Source organism: Streptomyces sp. NPDC001868 (assembly GCF_040297125.1).
Classification (GTDB): Bacteria; Actinomycetota; Actinomycetes; order Streptomycetales; family Streptomycetaceae; genus Streptomyces.
Map to the genome: position 1 here is coordinate 432,916 of NZ_JBEOYO010000001.1, position 16,523 is coordinate 449,438.

General features: G+C 72.9%; 12 protein-coding genes and 1 pseudogene. 7 read left to right on the forward strand and 6 right to left on the reverse strand.

Translation table 11 applies throughout. The features are described from left to right. Positions 1-84: 84 nt before the first annotated feature. From ABT147_RS47275 to ABT147_RS01950, 3 genes and pseudogenes are all read right to left on the reverse strand, one after another. Positions 85-186: pseudogene (locus ABT147_RS47275) on the reverse strand (CAP domain-containing protein); the annotation flags it as partial. A gap of 320 nt (positions 187-506) precedes the next feature. After that, entirely contained in the window at positions 507-725 is a 219-nt protein-coding gene (locus ABT147_RS01945) for an NAD(P)-dependent oxidoreductase (RefSeq protein ID WP_351401666.1), read from the reverse strand. 182 nt (positions 726-907) lie between these two features. Then, positions 908-1,807 (reverse strand): NAD(P)-dependent oxidoreductase, encoded by a 900-nt coding sequence (locus ABT147_RS01950; RefSeq protein WP_351401668.1) that lies wholly within the window; start codon positions 1,805-1,807, stop codon positions 908-910. 264 nt (positions 1,808-2,071) lie between these two features. On the opposite strand from ABT147_RS01950, the gene ABT147_RS01955 reads away from it, so the two are divergent. The 6 genes from ABT147_RS01955 to ABT147_RS01980 all read left to right on the forward strand — a co-directional run bounded on the left by ABT147_RS01955 (position 2,072) and on the right by ABT147_RS01980 (position 12,545). After that, positions 2,072-5,311, forward strand: coding sequence for an AfsR/SARP family transcriptional regulator (locus tag ABT147_RS01955; protein WP_351401670.1), 3,240 nt, complete (start codon positions 2,072-2,074; stop codon positions 5,309-5,311). 220 nt (positions 5,312-5,531) lie between these two features. After that, entirely contained in the window at positions 5,532-5,972 is a 441-nt protein-coding gene (locus ABT147_RS01960) for a three-helix bundle dimerization domain-containing protein (protein WP_351401672.1), read from the forward strand. Positions 5,973-5,977: 5 nt separating this feature from the next. Continuing rightward, complete coding sequence (locus ABT147_RS01965) at positions 5,978-6,895, forward strand: polyphosphate kinase 2 family protein (RefSeq protein WP_351401675.1); 918 nt, start codon at positions 5,978-5,980, stop codon at positions 6,893-6,895. Beyond that, the gene (locus ABT147_RS01970) at positions 6,892-8,676 is read left to right on the forward strand and encodes a SulP family inorganic anion transporter (RefSeq protein WP_351401677.1); all 1,785 of its coding nucleotides are present in this window, start codon (positions 6,892-6,894) and stop codon (positions 8,674-8,676) included. Before ABT147_RS01965 ends, ABT147_RS01970 begins: the two co-directional genes overlap by 4 nt. Positions 8,677-8,928: 252 nt before the next feature. After that, positions 8,929-9,621 carry a sigma-70 family RNA polymerase sigma factor gene (locus ABT147_RS01975; RefSeq protein ID WP_351401679.1) on the forward strand — a complete coding sequence of 231 codons (693 nt, stop codon included), beginning with the start codon at positions 8,929-8,931 and terminating at the stop codon, positions 9,619-9,621. A 161-nt stretch (positions 9,622-9,782) separates the two neighbouring features. Further along, a complete protein-coding gene (locus ABT147_RS01980) occupies positions 9,783-12,545 on the forward strand; it encodes a helix-turn-helix transcriptional regulator (protein ID WP_351401681.1) in 2,763 nt (920 codons plus the stop codon). Between the two features lie 13 nt (positions 12,546-12,558). Here the strand turns inward: ABT147_RS01980 and ABT147_RS01985 are convergent, their stop codons facing one another. The 3 genes from ABT147_RS01985 to ABT147_RS01995 all read right to left on the reverse strand — a co-directional run bounded on the left by ABT147_RS01985 (position 12,559) and on the right by ABT147_RS01995 (position 15,105). Next, positions 12,559-13,083, reverse strand: coding sequence for a GtrA domain-containing protein (locus ABT147_RS01985; protein WP_351401683.1), 525 nt, complete (start codon positions 13,081-13,083; stop codon positions 12,559-12,561). A 231-nt stretch (positions 13,084-13,314) separates the two neighbouring features. Continuing rightward, positions 13,315-14,337 carry a sulfotransferase gene (locus ABT147_RS01990; RefSeq protein ID WP_351401684.1) on the reverse strand — a complete coding sequence of 341 codons (1,023 nt, stop codon included), beginning with the start codon at positions 14,335-14,337 and terminating at the stop codon, positions 13,315-13,317. Between the two features lie 120 nt (positions 14,338-14,457). After that, positions 14,458-15,105 carry an SgcJ/EcaC family oxidoreductase gene (locus ABT147_RS01995; RefSeq protein ID WP_351401686.1) on the reverse strand — a complete coding sequence of 216 codons (648 nt, stop codon included), beginning with the start codon at positions 15,103-15,105 and terminating at the stop codon, positions 14,458-14,460. Positions 15,106-15,281: 176 nt separating this feature from the next. Between ABT147_RS01995 and ABT147_RS02000 the strand changes: the two genes are divergently transcribed. Then, on the forward strand, positions 15,282-16,448 hold the full coding sequence (locus tag ABT147_RS02000; protein WP_351401688.1) for a sensor histidine kinase: 1,167 nt from the start codon (positions 15,282-15,284) through the stop codon (positions 16,446-16,448). Positions 16,449-16,523 lie beyond the last annotated feature (75 nt).

The following is a 16,523-nucleotide window of genomic DNA, read 5'->3' on the forward strand; positions in this document are numbered from 1 at the left end:
CGGAAGGGACGGGTCGCGGGTGGGGCCGGACGGCACGGTCAGCTGCGGGCCGTGCCGAAGTCCTGTGTCCTTCCGGTGGTCGGCCATGTCCCTGCTGTGGTCCTGGGCGGCCTTGGTGAGCTTCTCGTTCACCGTCACAGCGCCGCAACCGGCCCTGGCGCGCGCGTTGTTGACGAGCGTGACCACGGTCGTGAGTTCGTCGGCCAGGCCGTCGTCGCGACGGCGGGCGTTCCCAGGGCGACGGTGGCGGCGGCCGTGGCGGTGGCGGCGGCCACGATCGTGGTCCGGCGGCGGTTCGTCCGGTGGTTCCTCATGTGCTTCCTCACTTGTACGTGCGCGCTGTGCACCCGCGTGCCGTGGACGGGGGTACGGGTGTGCGTGTGTGCGTGTCAGAGATGGCGCGTGCCCTCAGGTAACCCGCCAGGGCCTCGGGGCCGGTGACGGCGATGACCTCCACGAGGGACAGCGAGGGACAGCGCGAGGGACGGTGAGGGGGAATGGGCCGGTCAGCCGGCGGTGAGGACCGCCGTGCGCCGGGACCAGGAGCCGTTCACGGCCGCTTCGAGCAGGAACGCGGCGACATCGGCCCGGGAGATCCTGGGCGGGCCCGGCAGCCGGTCGAGCGCGGCCAGGTCCACGGCTCGGGCGGTGCCCGAGGCGGGCTTGGCGGTGAGCAGCACCGGATATACCAGCGTCCAGTCTGCGATCTGATCGACGCGATCCACGAGCAACTGCCGGGCATCGTCGCGGACCAACGGGCCGCCGACGCACGGGCGACGGCGTCGGCGGCACTCGACTCGGACTGACGGAACCCGAACCGACGGAACCCGGACCGACGGAACTCGAAGGGCCGGTTCCGACGGGAGCGTCGGAACCGGCCCTGTGTCAGAGGGTCATCCGAACCCGGTCACCGGGCCGGGCGGCGGAATGCCTTGACGACGCTCGCGTAGCTGTTCCCGCCGTAGCCCCGGGCGATGACGCTCTCCATCAACGCCTCGGAGTACCTGGGCAGTTCGGTGTCGACGCCGAGCGCCTCGCTCTCCTCGACGAGGTGCCTGAGCGCGCCGAGGTGCGTCTCCAGGGTGGCGTCGTCGGCGGGGAACCTCTCGTCGCCCGCGTCGATCTGCGCGGCGTAGTCGGCCGTGAACATCTTGATGGCGTCGAGCCACATGTGCGCCCAGGGCAGGAAGTCCCCCGCCTTGACACCGCCGGTCTCCACGACGGCGACACCGTGCAGGAAGCTGTTCAGGGCGCCCCACATCAGGCCGAGCAGCGACACGTCGAACAGGGCGGGCTTGCCGTGGTCGGTGCCGAGGTAGGTGGTGCCGCCGCCGAGCGGCTTCAGCACGGGCTCGTAGGTGTCGAAGACCGTCCGGTCGCCGGCGTAGAAGAGGACGGAGGTGTCGGCGCCGATTCCGGGCGGGGTGATCATGATGGCTCCGTCGAGGTACCGCACGCCGTGCTTCTCCGCCCACGCGGCGGTCCGCCGGGCCTGCTCGGAGGAGCCCGAGGTCAGGTTGACGACGGTCTTGCCGCGCAGTGCGTCACCGAGCGAGCCGATCACGTCGTGCACCACGTCGTACGTCGACACACAGACGACCACGAGGTCGCTCGCGGCCACGGCGTCGGCCGGGGTGGCGGCCAGGGCGGCGCCGTCGGCGACCAGCCGGTCGGCCTTGTCCGCCGAGCGGTTCCACACGGTGGTGGTGTGACCCGCCGTCAGGAAGGCCTTGGCCAGTGCCTGCCCCATGAGGCCCAGGCCGATCACCGACACCGACACCGACACCGATGTGTGGTTGTCACGCATGAATCAATTCCTCCAGTACGAAGCGGTGGGACAAGCGGTGCGCGTAGCGGTACGGGTAGCGGCGCCGCGCCGCCGGCTTCCGCGCCACGCCGCGCCGAACCGCGTTGCTCGGGAAGCCTGTCGCGTGCCTCTTCGGAGCTGCTTCGGGTCCGCTTCGGGTCCGCTTCGGGTCCGCTTCGGACGGGCGTCGGACAGGCGTCGGACCGGTTGGCCAGGCCCCTTCGTCGCCGATCACTCCGCGCGGCGGCCAGTTACGCTGAGATCATGAAGTTCGGGGTGCTGGGGCCACTGGAGGTGTGCACGGACGAGGGGCGCGTGGTGCGGGTCCCCGAAGTCAAGGTTCGTATGCTCCTCGCCGATCTGCTCGCCCATCGCGGGCGGCTCGTGCCGGTGGACCGGCTCATCGACGACCTGTGGGGCGGCTCGACGTTCACCGCCCGGCCCACGGCGTCGCTGCAGGCCAAGGTGTCCCAGCTGCGGCGTGCCCTGGAGGACGCGGAGCGGGGCGGCCGTGAGCTGGTGGCGCACCGGGCGCCGGGCTATGTCCTGGACGTCCCGGCCGCCGCGCTGGACGCCGGGCGGTTTCGCGCCCTGGTCGCCGAGGCCCGTGCCGCCGAGGAGCCCCGGGCGCGGGCGGCGATGTACACCGAGGCGTTGGCGCTGTGGCGTGGTCCCGCCTTCGGCGAGTTCGCGGACCAGCCGTGTGTACGGCCGTCGGCGGCGAGCCTGGAGGAGGAGCGGCTGACGGCGGTGGAGGAACACGCCGAGGCCCGGCTGGAGTTGGGCGAGCACAGCCCGCTGATCGGTGAGCTGACCGGGCTGGTGGAGAAGTACCCGTTGCGTGAGGGGCTGCGGGGCGCGCTGATGCGGGCGCTGTACCAGGCGGGGCGCTCGTCCGACGCGCTCGACTGCTTCACCGATCTGCGCCGCCGCCTCGACGAGGAGCTGGGGCTGACGCCCGGCCCGGCCCTGCGGGCCCTCCAGCGCGCGGTGCTGCGGCACGACCCGGAACTGGCCAGGCCCGACCCGCCCGTCGCGTCGGCCGTGAGCCCGCCGGTCCGGCCGGCACCGACGGTGTCGGCCTCGCCCCTGGTGGGCCGTGACCAGGAGGTGCGATCGATCCGGACGCTGCTGCTGCGGCGCCGTCTGGTGACGCTCACCGGCCCCGGAGGCGTCGGCAAGACCCGTCTCGCCCAGGCCACGGCCGAGGATCTGGCCGGCGCGTTCGCCGACGGCGTCCGGCTGGTGGAACTCGCGGACATCGGGGGGCTGGAGCGGTTCGCGAGCGTGCAGTCGCTGGCCGAGAAGATCATGGCGGCGCTCGCGATCCGGGAGAACGCCTCGGACGACGACCGCAAGGGCCCCACGGACCGCCTCGCCGCCGCGCTGGCCGCCCGGCGGCTGCTCCTCGTGCTGGACAACTGCGAGCACGTCGTGGAGGCCGTCGCGCGGCTGACCAGCCAACTGCTGAGCAGAGCACCGCGGTTGCACATCCTGGCGACCAGCCAGGAGCCGCTGCGGACCAGGGACGAGACGCTGTACCCGGTGGCCCCGCTGTCCCTGCCCCCGGTGGACCGGCCGGGACTCGACGCGCTGGCCGGCGCGGGCGCCGTACGTCTCTTCGTGGAGCGGACCGTCGCCACGGACCCAGGGTTCGTGCTCGACGCGACCACCGCCCCGCTCGTCGCGGACGTGTGCCGGCGTCTCGACGGCATCCCGCTGGCCCTGGAGCTGGCCGCCACCCGGGTCAGGTCCCTGGGCATCAGGGAACTGCACGACCGGCTCGACGACCGCTTCAAGCTCCTCAACAGCGGCTACCGGGACGCCCCTTCGCGGCACCGGACGCTCCAGGCCACGCTCGACTGGAGCTGGGGCCTGCTCGACCCCAGGGAACAGACGGTCCTGCGGCGACTATCGGTCTTCGGCGAGGGCTGCGGACTGGAGGCCGCCGAGGACGTGTGCTCCGGTGACGGTGTGTCCCGCGCCGACGTCCTCGACGCGCTGAGCGTGCTCGTGGAGCGCTCCTTCGCGGTGCGGACGGAAACCCCGAGCGGTCCGCGCTACCGGCTGCTGGAGTCCGTCGCGGTCTACGCGCGTGCCAGGCTCGCCGAGTCCGCCGAGGGTCCGCGGACCGCGACCCGGCATCTGCGCCACTACGTCCGGCTCGCCGAGCGGGCCCGGCCGCAGCTGCACCGGCGCGAGCAGTCCCGCTGGTTCCAGTACCTGGACCTGGAGGCGACCAATGTGCAGCGCGCCTTGCGCGAGGCCGACCGGGCGGGGGCCGCGCGGGACGCGCTGCGCCTGGTCAACTCCCTGACCTGGTACTGGTTCGTACGCGGCCGGCTGGGCGAGGCCCGCAGGGCGCTGGCGACGGCCATGGACACGCCCGGCCCGGCCGGGCCCGAGGAGCGTCTGGAGGCGGCGCTGTGGCACGCGGGCATCCGTCTGCTGCTGGGCGAGCACGACAGGGAGTGCGAGGTCCTGGGCACGTACGCGGCCGGGTCCACGGTGGAGTCGGCCAGGGCCGAGTGGTTCCTGGCGCACGCGCAGTGGGCGGTGGGTGCGCTGGTCGACGGCGAGCGGCGGGTCGAGCGCGTCCTGGTCCGCTTCCGTGCGCTGCGCGATGCGTGGGGCACCGCCGCCGCGCTCACCACCCGCGCCGGCTTCGCCCTGGCACGCGGCGAGCTGGAGGCGCTGCGCGGCGACGCCGAGGACGCCCGCGCCCGGTTCGCCGAACTGGGGGATCTCTGGGGCAGGTTGAAGACGACCGATGTGCTCGGCAGGCTGGCCGAGATCAACGGTGACTACGACCTGGCGGCCCGGCTCCACCGCGAGAGCCTGCGGATGGCCCAGACCCTGGAGATGTGGCCCGAGGTGTCGGCGAAGCTGTCCGGCCTCGGCAGGATCGCCCTGCTCGGACAGCGCTACGAGGAGGCCGACGATCTGCATACGCGTGCCCTGCGGCTCGCGGTGGAACAGGGCAATCAGCCGGTCGAGCAGTATGCCGCGCTGGGCCTCGCGCTGAGCGCCCGGCGACAGGGCCGGCTCGACGCCGCCGAGGAGTGGCTGCGGCCCTGGCTCGCCTGGAACCGCCGGCGCGACGACGCGCCGGGCCTCGCACTGGTCCTGGCCGAGCTGGGCTTCATCGCCGAACGACGTGGCGACGCGGACCGCGCTCTCGCGTACCACGAGGACGGCCTCGCGGCTGCCGCGACGACCAAGGATCCCCGCGCGACCGCCCTGGCACTCGAAGGCCTGGCGGGCGCGTACGCCCTGGCCGGGGACCCGGAACGGGCCGCGCGCCTGCTCGGGACGGCGGCGGCGACCAGGGAGCGGGCCGGGGCCCCGCACCCGCCCGCGGAGCGGAGCGATGTGGAACGCATCGCCGCCCGGGTGCGCGCCACCACCGACGCGGGCGCCTACGCCCGCGAGTTCGCCCTCGGCGCCCGCGGCGGCCACGAGTCCGGGACCGCGGTGGAACCGGCCCGCCCGAGCACGCGGTGACCCGGGCGGGCCAAGTGACCCGGGCAATGCCGAAACCCCGGACCCGGGCCCTGGCCACGGCACCGACGCCCCCGCCACGGCCTTCCTCCCGCCGGTGGCCTCAGGGGGAGGCGATCTTGGCCCGGCGCGCGGACAATGGCGGCGAGGGAGTCCGTCGCGGCGGTGGCGGGATCCGTGGTTCGGCGCTCCGGAGGTCGTGCGACATGGGACCAGTGCGGCCATGAGGGTCGAAGAGCAGCCTCCGCGAATCGACGCGCGCCCGCCCGTCGAGGACACCCGGCGCCGTCCCGAGCCGGACGAACGCACCGGACCGGAGCGGCCCACCGAACCAGCACAGCGCACCACACCAGAACAGTGCACCGAACCAGCACAGCGCACCGAACCTGAACAGCGCGCCGAACCCGCGGCCGTGCCAAGGCTCCCCTCACACGGCTCGCGGGACGAACTCGTGGCCCTCCGGAACTTGGCGCTGCGGCTGAGTGCCGCCTATCCCTCGGTCGACCCGGTCACCGTGGAGACGACGATCAGGGCCGCGTACGACGTGTTCCACCGGGCCCGGGTCAGAACCTACGTCCCGATCCTGGTCGAACGCCGGTCCCGGAGGGCACTCGGTGCGGCCCCGGGGACACAACCCGCCCACCCCGGACCGGTGAAGGACTGATCGTGATGGCGGACGAACGAGCCGGACTCATCGCCGATTTCATCGCGCCCCTCCGGGTGGAACCGGGGTCGAAGGTGCGCCTGGACCGGGACTTCGACCCCCGCTACAAGGGCAACCTGAAGAAACGCGACGGGGGCGAGCTGCTGCGGACCGGGGTGTCGCTGCTGGCCGAGTACCAGGAGCGGCTGGCCGCCCAGGACACGTACGGCGTCCTGCTCTGCCTCCAGGCCCTCGACGCCGGTGGCAAGGACGGGACGGTCCGCCATGTGATGAGCGGCGTCAATCCCCAGGGCGTACGGGTCAGCAGCTTCAAGGTGCCCTCCCACGAGGAACTCGACCACGACTACCTGTGGCGTTACGCCCGGCGGCTGCCCGCGCGCGGCGAGATCGCCATCTTCAACCGCTCGCACTACGAGGAGGTCCTCGTCGTACGGGTCCACCCCGAGAACCTGGTCCGGCGGAAGCTGCCGGACGACGTGCGCGGGCCGGACATCTGGGAGCGGCGCTACCGGGAGATCAACCACTGGGAGCGCTATCTCACGGACAACGGGTTCAAGGTGGTGAAGATCTTCCTGAACCTGTCCAAGGAGGAGCAGCGCACCCGCTTCCTGAAGCGGATCGACCTGCCGGAGAAGAACTGGAAGTTCTCCGCGGCCGACGTCCGGGAGCGGCGCCACTGGGACGAGTACCAGCACGCGTTCTCCGAGATGCTGTCGGCCACGAGCACACGGTGGGCGCCGTGGTACGTCGTACCGGCGGACCGGAAGTGGTTCGCGCGTGTCTGCGCGGCGGCGATCCTCGCGCACACCCTGATGGACATCGATCCGCAGTATCCCGATGTGGGCGAAGAGGCACGCAAGGCGCTGCTCGTCGCCAGGGAGGAGCTGGAGCGCGAGGACGGAAGGCGGAAGGACGGTCGGTGACCACCCAGCACGAGAACCGGGGGCTCGTCGCCCGGTTGCGGGCCGTTCCCGGGGTCCGTGCGGTGTCGTCCTACCGGCGCGAGTGGCTGGGCAAGGACCTGGTCGCGGGGGTCGTCCTCACCACGCTGCTGGTGCCGCAGGGCATGGCGTACGCGGAACTGGCCGGTCTGCCGCCCATCACCGGTCTGTACACGACGATCCTCTGCCTCCTCGGGTACGCGGTGTGCGGGCCGTCCCGGATCCTGGTGCTGGGCCCGGATTCCTCGCTGGGGCCGATGATCGCCGCGACGGTGCTGCCGCTGGTGGCGGCGGACGGGGATCCCGACCGGGCGGTCGCGCTGGCGTCGATGCTCGCGCTGATGGTGGCGGCCATCATGATCCTGGCCTCGGTGGCGAAGCTCGGCTTCATCGCCGATCTGATCTCCAAGCCGACGATGATCGGCTATATCAACGGGCTGGCCCTGACCATTCTGATCGGTCAGCTGCCCAAGCTGCTCGGCTTCAAGGTCGACGCGGACAATCTGATCGGCGAGGGCGTCGGCTTCGTGGAGGGGCTGGCCGACGGGGCGGCGGTGCCGGCCGCCGCCGCGGTCGGCGTCGGCGGGATCGTCCTGATCCTGGTCCTGCAACGCCTGCTGCCGAAGATCCCGGCCGTGCTCGTGATGGTGGTGCTGGCGATCGCCGCCGCCGTCGTGTTCGATCTCGGCGCGCACGGCGTCAAGCTGGTCGGCGAACTGCCCGAGGGTTTCCCGCCGTTCACGATCCCCGACATCGAGCTCTCCGACCTCGCCCCGCTGTTCGGCGGCGCGCTGGGCATCGCCCTGGTGTCCCTGGCCGACACCATCTCCAACGCGTCGGCCTTCGCGGCCCGTACGGGGCAGGAGGTCCGCGGCAACCAGGAGATGGCCGGGGTGGGGGTCGCGAATGTGGCGGCCGGTCTCTTCCAGGGCTTCCCGGTGAGCACGAGCGGATCCCGTACGGCGGTGGCGGAGCGCGCGGGGGCCAGAAGTCAGCTCACCGGGGTCGTCGGAGCGGCACTGATCGTCCTGATGCTCGTGGTCGCTCCGGGCCTGTTCCGCGATCTCCCGCAGCCGGCCCTGGCCGCCGTGGTCATCACCGCGTCGCTCTCCCTGGCCGACGTCCCGGGGACGGTACGGCTGTGGCGGCAGCGCCGGACGGAGTTCCTGCTGTGCCTGGCGGCGTTCGCCGGCGTGGCCCTGCTCGGGGTGCTGCCCGGGATCGCCGTCGCCGTGGCCCTGTCCGTCCTCAATGTCTTCCGGCGGGCGTGGTGGCCGTACAACACCGTGCTGGGGCGGGTCCAGGGCCTGGAGGGCTACCACGACGTGCGCTCCTACCCGCAGGCCGCGCACCTGCCGGGGCTGGTGATCCACCGGTTCGACGCCCCGCTCATCTTCGCCAACGCCAAGGCCTTCCGCGACGAGATCAGACGGCTGGCGGACGCCGACCCGCGGCCGAGCTGGATCGTGATCGCGGCGGAGCCCATGACGGACGTGGACACCACCGCCGCCGACGTCCTGGAGGAACTCGACGAGGCCCTCAACGCCCAGGGCGTCCATCTGGTGTTCGCCGAACTCAAGGATCCCGTCCGGCGCAAGATCGAACGGTACGGGCTCACCCGCACCATCGACCCCCGGCACTTCTTCCCCACCGTGGAGGCCGCCGTCGCCGCCTTCCGGCTGCGCACCGGGGCGGAGTGGACACCTTCGCGGACACCTTCGAGCGGTGACCCCTCGTCGGGAGAACCGGATCGAGAACGCTGAGTGGGACGTGTCTCCGCCCGGCCGGGGGGGCATGCGCCCATGACACGGCGAGCGGCCCCGCCGGTCTCACGTGGCACCGCACACCACGTGGCCCACGGTGCGTGGCCGCGCTTTCCCCGGGGGTGCACCAGGGTTTCCACGGGTGCGCCCGGGGCCCGCTCCGGACGACGGTGGCTTGGTCACTGAGCCGGGCCCTGGCGCACGATGAGCCGGGTCCCGGCGGTCCAGACCACGGGACCGGGGAAGATCGTCATGCGCTTGTGCAACATCGACGTCGTGTCCGAGCCGGGCTCGTCCGGCCCGCGGGCGACCGGGAACGCGACGACCACCGTTCGCTCCGGGCCGGAGACGGCCGACTTCGAGAGTGTCCGTTCCCGGCTGTTCGGGATCGCCTACCAGATGCTGGGCCGGGTCGCCGACGCCGAGGACGTCGTGCAGGACGTGTGGGTCCGCTGGCAGGGCACGGACCGGGCGCAGGTACGGGACCGGGTCGCCTTCCTCGTGACCGTCACGATCCGCGTGGCGCTCAACGAGGCGACCTCGGCCCGTGCCCGTCGCGAGGTCAGTGTCGGCGGCTGGCTCCCGGAGCACGATCTCGCGTCCGTCGATCCGGCGCGGGAGGCCGAACGCGGGGAGGCGATCGAGCTGGCGGTACGGCTCCTGCTGGAACGGCTGTCCCCCGTCGAACGCGCGGTGTACGTGCTCCGCGAGGCGTTCGCCTACCCCTTCCGCGACATCGCCGACATCCTCGGGCTGAGCGAGAGCAACGCGCGGCAGCTCGCGTACCGGGCGCGCGGGCATCTCGCGGCGCCGGGGCACAACCCGGTCGATCCGGCGGAGCGGGACGGGCTGCTCGAAGCCTTCCTCGACGCGGCGCGAGCCGGCGACATGGCCCACCTCATCGACCTGTTCCAGGCACCGCACACCCGGCCGCGACCCCGGTGATCCCCCTCGGCCACCGTGCCGCCACCCGCGGTTCACGCGGCCGGGGCGGGGCCGTGGCGGTGGTCCGCCGACTGTTTGTCCGGGCCGCGCGGCCGGGTGCATGATGGGCACGACCCGAGTTGATCAGGGTCCGGCTCTTGTGAACGGCGCGGTGGTGGTGGATGTCGAGCAGCGCTCCTCGGCGCGGGCTGCGCGGCCGGCGTGGCGAGTGCGGGGCGCTCGATCAGGTGGTGACCGAGGTCAGGGCGGGCCGCAGCCAGGTGCTGGTGCTGCGCGGCGAGCCCGGGGTCGGCAAGTCCGCGTTGGCGGAGTACCTGGTGGAAAGCGCGGCGGGCTGCCGGATCCTGCGGGCCGCCGGCGTCGAGTCGGAGATGGAGCTGGCGTTCGCCGGGCTGCATCAGCTGTGCGTGCCGATGCTGGGGCAGCTCGACCGGCTGCCCGAACCCCAGCGGGACGCCCTCGGCATCGCGTTCGGGATGCGGGCGGGGAGCGCGCCGGACCGTTTCATGGTCGGGCTCGCGGTGCTCAGCCTGCTGGCCGAGGTGGCGGAGGAACGGCCGCTCGTCTGTGTGGTGGACGACGCCCAGTGGCTCGACCGGGTCTCCGCGCAGACGCTGGCCTTCGTCGCGCGCCGGCTGCTCGCGGAGCGGGTGGCGCTGGTGTTCGCGGTGCGTACGTCGACGCCCCCCGCGGCCGACGACCCGTGGGTGGGGCTGCGGGAGCTCGTGGTCCGGGGGCTGCGCGACGACGACGCGCGTGCGCTGCTGGACTCGGTGGTCCCCGGACGGCTGGACAAGCGGGTCCGGGACCGGATCGTCGCCGAGACCCGGGGCAACCCGCTGGCTCTGCTGGAGTTGACGCGGGGGCTGTCGGCGGCGGAGCTGGCCGGCGGGTTCGAGCGTCCCGACGCGCGACCGCTGGCGAGCCAGATCGAGCAGAGTTTCCTGCGGCGCATCGGGACGCTTCCGGACACGACGCAGCGGCTGCTGCTGGCGGCGGCGGCCGAGCCCGTGGGCGACATCCCGCTGTTGCGGCGGGTGGCCGAGCGGCTCGACATCGGGGCGGACGCCGCGGGGGCGGCCGAGGCGGCGGGGCTGATCGAGTTCGGTGCCCGGGTGCGGTTCCGTCATCCCCTGGTGCGGTCGGCGGCCTATCGCGCGGCCGACCCCGGAGAGCGCCGGGACGTGCATCGTGCGCTGGCCGAGGCGACCGATCCCGTGTTCGACTCGGATCGCCGGGCCTGGCATCGCGCCCACGCGGCGCTCGAACCCGACGAGGCCGTGGCGGGCGAGCTGGAGCGCTCGGCCGGCCGGGCCCAGGCCCGTGGCGGGATCGCGGCGGCGGCCGCGTTCCTGAGACGCGCGACCGAACTGACGCCCGACCCGGCCCGGCGCGGGACGAGGGCGGCGGCCGCGGCGCGGGCCGCCTTCGAGGCCGGGGCGCCCGACGCCGCGCTCGAACTCCTCACCGCCGCCGAGATGGGCCCGCTGGACGAGGCCCAGCGGGCGCGGCTGGCCCGGCTCCGCGCCCAGATAGTCTTCGCCCGCAGACGCGGCGGCGAGGCGCTGCCCCTGCTGCTCGACGCGGCCGGCCGGCTGGAACGGGTCGACGCGGGGCAGGCGCGCGAGGCGTACCTCGAAGCGGTCGGTGCGGCGGTCTTCGCCGGTCGCTTCCATGGCCGTATCGCCATGCGGGAAGTGGCCGGGGCCGCTCTCGCCGCACCGCCCGGAGAGTGGCCGCCGCGGCCGGCGGACATCCTTCTCGACGGCCTGGCGACGCGGTTCACCGAGGGCTATGTCAAGGGTGCGGCGCTGTTGAAGCCCGCGCTGCGGGCGTTCCGGCGGGCCGCCGAACGCGACGAGGACGACGTCATGCGCTGGCTCTGGCTGACCTGGCTGGTCGCCGGCGACCTGTGGGACGACGGGGCATGGCACGACCTGACCACACAGGCGGTCCGGATGGCCCGGGAGACCGGCGCGCTCAACTTCCTTCCCCTGGCCCTCGGTTACCGCGCGGCCATCCATGTGCACGCCGGCGAGTTCGACCTCGCCTCGGCGTTGATCAACGAGTCCGACAACATGACGGAGCTGACCGGCAACTCCCCCATCGGGTACCCCTCGCTGCTGCTGGTGGCCTGGCGTGGCGACGAAGCCCGGGGAGCGGAGCTGATCGAGGCCACCGCTCGGGGCGCGGCCGCCTGGGGCGAAGGGCGGGCGCTCGGTCTGGCCCACTATCTGCTGGCGGTGCTGCACAACGGCCTCGGCCGCTACCAGGAGGCCCTGGCCGACGCCGAACGGGCCGTGGAGTACGAGGATCTGGCGAGCGCCGGGTTCTCCCTCGTCGAGCTCGTCGAGGCGGGCGCCCGCAGCGACGCGCCCGAGGCCGCCGAGGCGGCCCTGCGCCGGCTGGAGGAACGGGCCGAAGCCGCGGGCACGGACTGGGCCCTCGGCATGCTGGCCCGGTCGAGAGCCCTGCTGAGCGACGGCCCGGCCGCCGAGAACCTGTACCGCGAGGCCATCGAACGTCTGGAGCGCAGCCGGATCGCCGTCCATCTCGCCCGCACGCATCTGGTGTACGGCGAGTGGCTCCGTCGGGAGCGCCGGCGCCTCGACGCACGCGAACAGCTGCGCACCGCCCACGAGATGCTCAGCGGTTTCGGAGCGGCCGCCTTCGCCGAGCGCGCCCGTCGCGAACTGCTGGCCACCGGCGAGTCCGTACGGCCGCACACGGTCGAGCCCCATGAGGCCCTCACCGCGCAGGAGGCCCAGATCGCCCGGCTCGCCGCTGACGGAAAGACGAACTCCGAGATCGGCGCCGAGCTGTTCATCAGCCCGCGCACGGTCGAGTGGCATCTGCACAAGGTGTTCACCAAGCTCGACGTCAACTCACGGAACAAGCTCCGTGCGGCGCTGTCCCGCGTCTGACGGTCGTCCGACGTCAGGCGGCGCGGCAGAGCACGGCCGGGTCGGCGGGTGCCGTGGCGCGGGCGACCGCCGTGTGCTCGGGACGGGTGGCGCGGGCGGTGGCCGATGCCCGGGTGTGCTGCCGGGCGAAGACGACGAGGCGCAGCACCGCGAACCGGGCGACACCGGCGAGCCCGGAGGCGGACAGATAGACGATCTGTTCGAGCGTCGCGCCGGGTGTTGCCACCAGGTGGCGCAGGGCGAGCATCGCCGCGCAGGTCACCAGGTACGCGACCGCCGCCGAGCCGGCCGACTGCGCGTGCTGGCGCCAGGTGGCGTGCCCGCCCGCGCCGAAGGTGAAGCGGGCGTGCAGCTCGGTGGCGAGGAGCGTGGACGCCGCGGTGATCAGGGCGTTGGCCAAGGTCCAGGGAATCCAGGAGGCGAGGGCCGCCACGGCGAAGCTGGAGGCGAGGCCCACACCGCCGCCGCAGAGCACGAAGCGGGCGAAGGCGGTGAAGGCGCCGGGTGCCACCTGCTGCCGACTGCGCACTGACTCCATGACCTGACCCCCTTGATCGCCCACTCCGCGAAACACGCGCCTCTCGACCCGCGAGGGCGTCGAGGCGTTGTTTCTTGATACGGAAACGCTACGTTGCATTCACATGAGTGGCAACATGAATATTGCACGCGAGCGCAGTAGCAGCAGGTAAGCGCATGGATTTCGTTGCAACAGAGCCGCGATTAACGCAACACGTTCAACCTGTCGCGTTGCAACGACCAAGAGTGAACGCTATGCCTCCAGGACATGGGTGCCCGGGGCGCAGTCGTCCCGCAGTGCGGCGAGCTCGGCGGCGGGCAGACTCCGGGCGGAGCCGCGCCGGCCGTGGTCGAGCAGGGCGGACGCGGCACGCAGCCACCGCGGCTCGGGGGCCACGCCGATGAACTCCGCGAGGCGGGTCAGCTCTTCGGCGGGGCGGTCCAGGAGGTCCTCGTAGGCGAGGGTGGCGCGTCGGTCGGCGGGGAGCCCGGCGAGGAACTCCGTTCCCTCGATGACGAGTTCGGACCACAGGGCGCCGAAGGTCCGCAGGGGGATGTGACGGTCACGTACGAGGGCGGGGTCGAAGCGGTCGTCGAGCAGGGGTGCCAGGTCCGGGGGCAGCGCGCGGACGTGTTCGGGGGTCAGCTCGGCGAAGCTGTCGATACCGGAGCGGGTCTTGATCTCGCGGAGCAGGGAGATCGCGCGGTATCCGGGGTGACGGCTCATGGACAGGGCGCAGTCCGGGCCGTCGCGGAACATGTGCACGAACTTCGCGTCCGGGAAGGCCGACCTCAGCTTCGGTGCCCAGCCGGTCGAGTAGCCGGAGCGCTCTACGACGGCGGTACGTCCGAACCGGGCGCAGAGCAGGGCGAACAGGGCCCGGTGGTGCTCGGCGGCGGTGCGCTCCGGCCAGTCGGCGACCGCTGCGCCGAGTTCGTCGAGGAGGGCGTCCGGGTCGTCGGTGAGGTGGGGCAGCACCATCAGGGAGAGCGCGGGAATGCCCGTGGTCCGCGCCGCGTATCTGCCGGGGCGGCGGGTGTGGAGGAACTCCGGCAGGGGCAGTCCGCTGCGGATCATCCGCTCGAAATGCGGCGCGGGCCGGAAGAGCGTCTGCCAGAACTCCGCGCCGTCCACCGTCCCTTCGGGGAAGGCCGCGTCGCCCACCGAGGCCATGAACTCGTTCAGGCTCAGCACGTCCGGGTGGGCGTTGAGGATGCGTGACAGCGCAGTCGAGCCACTGCGGCCCGTACCGAACACGAAGGTCAGAGAACGCATGATCCCCCTTCTCACGTCGTGCGCACGGTGCCGGCCGGGGAAGGCCGTGCACCGCGCGCACTGTGCGACCAACTCTGCCCGATCCGACGCGTCGCGCCCCCGGCCGGGGGCGCGTGTCGGTCAGGCTCGCGGGGGCGGGAGGAGGCCTTGGACCCGGGTGTTCTGGAAGGAGACGAGTTCCCAGCCGCGCTTCCCGTAGGAGGCCACATAGGTCTGGATGGAGTGACTGTCCGGACGGCACTCCGGCTCGCCGGGATTGGCGATACAACCGGTGGTGATCATGACGGCGGTACGGGGCGTCGGATGACGCAGCGTCACGGGCACCTTGGTGAAGACCAGGCGGGTCCCCTTCGTGTAATGGTCGAAGTAGAGCTGGAAGTTGCGGGCCATCTCCGGCCGGCCGCGCAGATGTGTGCCGTCGAAGGTGATGAACTCGGCGTCCTCGGCGTAGGTGTTGGCGAAGGCCGTGCCGTCTCCCCGGTTCCACGCGTCGGCCTGGCGCTCGATGAGTCGCTTGAGCTGGGGCAGGGCGGACTCGGTGGGACTGCCGGATCCGGTGACCGCACGATGGCCGTCCACCGCGCCCGAGGTGGTGGACGTGGCCGTGGCGGTGGCCGCGTTCGCGCCCATGACGAGGGTGAACAGCAGCGCGGCGGCCAGGGCGAGGGGACGACGGCGTCCGGACCGCCGAGGCGTGTGCGGTCGAGCCGAGGAGGACGCGGGCCGGCGTGACGCGGACAGGTGTGACGCGGACACGTGTGACGTCATGTCGATTCTCCATAGGTGAGGTGGGGTTCGGCCGTCTGCGGGCCGGTTCGGATGCGGTACCAGCCTCGTCGCGCGCCCGCCCGGCACACCATCTGCCGTACGGCGGAAGCACGCCGCGTCGCCTCTGCCGATCGGCAGATCGCGGGGCCCCTGCCACCCGGGGTACGTTGCGTGGCATGTGCGGTGCGGGGCGGGAGCGGCTGCGGTCGCTGTTACCGGCGGCGGTCGCCGGGGTGGGTGTGCTGGCCGTCGTGGGAGTGATGACGGCGGGCCCGCTGGCCCCGCTGCCCACCGTCTTCGCGGTGTCCGTGATCATCGTCCTCGTCCTGTTACCCGAGCGCACCCGCCCCTGGACAGGGGCTCTGGCCGCACTCGCCGCACTGGTCTCGGCCGGGGTGACCCCGGTCCTGCTCGCCGGTGGCGGGGTGACCGTCCCGATCGGGGCATGGGGCGTGGGCGAGGCCGGAGCACTGCTGGTGCTGACCGTGCTGGTGGCCCGGCGGGCGGCGGCGCTGCGGCGGGCGGCGGTCGCCATCGCGGTGATCTGTCTGGCCGAGGCGGGGCTGATGGTGCGGGTCGTGTGGCCCGAGTCGCCGTCCACCATGCTCCTGATCACGGCGTACTGGTCGTTGGGCGCCGGTGTCGCCATCGCCGTGGGCCTGCGGCTGCGCGCGATGGACGAGGCCTGGGAGCACGCCGTCGCGACGGCCCGCCGGACCCAGCGCCTCGAACTCGCCCGGGACCTGCACGACTTCGTCGCCCACGACGTCACCGGCATGGTGGTCCAGGCGCAGGCCGCCGCCCATGTGCTGGCCGGGCAGCCCGAGGTGGGGGCGGCCCTGAAACGCATCGAGGAGGCGGGGCAGCGAGCCCTCGCCTCGATGGACCGGACCGTGCACATGCTGCGCGGCGCGGACGACGACACGGCCGCCGGACCCGTGCCGCCCCGCGTGCCCACGCTGGCCGATCTGCCCGCCCTGGTCGGCCACTTCGCCGACATCGGCCCCTCGAACCCCCGTCTCAGCGTCGACCACCGGGCGGCGGCCGCGACCGACCGGGAGACGGCCACCACCGCCTACCGGGTGGTGACCGAAGCGCTGACCAACATCCGACGACACTCCCCCACGGCCGCCCATGTCGAGATCAGCATCGGCCGCGACGACAGCCCGGCCGGCCCGGACGACCCGCACCCCCGTCACTACGACGCCCCGGACGACCCGCACCCCGGTCACGACGGCGGCGCCGGATCGTGGCTGACGGTCGTCGTCGCCAACGACCGTGCCCCGGCGGGCCGTCCGGACGCGGTCCCGGCCTACCCCCTCGGCGGGGCTCGAAGGGGCTGACGCTGCGGCTGTTCGACTCCGAGGCGCGGACCTGGTCGCTGAACTGGTCCTCCAGCCGCGGCGGCAAGCTGTTCC

Bases quoted from the DNA above. Each gene is read 5' to 3' on its own strand.
- ABT147_RS01960 (WP_351401672.1), top strand. From the start codon at position 5,532: ATGAGGGTCGAAGAGCAGCCTCCGCGAATCGACGCGCGCCCGCCCGTC.
- ABT147_RS01955 (WP_351401670.1), top strand. From the start codon at position 2,072: ATGAAGTTCGGGGTGCTGGGGCCACTGGAGGTGTGCACGGACGAGGGG.
- ABT147_RS01985 (WP_351401683.1), bottom strand. From the start codon at position 13,083: ATGGAGTCAGTGCGCAGTCGGCAGCAGGTGGCACCCGGCGCCTTCACC.
- ABT147_RS01950 (WP_351401668.1), bottom strand. From the start codon at position 1,807: ATGCGTGACAACCACACATCGGTGTCGGTGTCGGTGTCGGTGATCGGC.
- ABT147_RS01980 (WP_351401681.1), top strand. From the start codon at position 9,783: ATGTCGAGCAGCGCTCCTCGGCGCGGGCTGCGCGGCCGGCGTGGCGAG.
- ABT147_RS01965 (WP_351401675.1), top strand. From the start codon at position 5,978: ATGGCGGACGAACGAGCCGGACTCATCGCCGATTTCATCGCGCCCCTC.
- ABT147_RS01975 (WP_351401679.1), top strand. From the start codon at position 8,929: ATGCGCTTGTGCAACATCGACGTCGTGTCCGAGCCGGGCTCGTCCGGC.
- ABT147_RS01990 (WP_351401684.1), bottom strand. From the start codon at position 14,337: ATGCGTTCTCTGACCTTCGTGTTCGGTACGGGCCGCAGTGGCTCGACT.
- ABT147_RS01995 (WP_351401686.1), bottom strand. From the start codon at position 15,105: ATGACGTCACACGTGTCCGCGTCACACCTGTCCGCGTCACGCCGGCCC.
- ABT147_RS02000 (WP_351401688.1), top strand. From the start codon at position 15,282: ATGTGCGGTGCGGGGCGGGAGCGGCTGCGGTCGCTGTTACCGGCGGCG.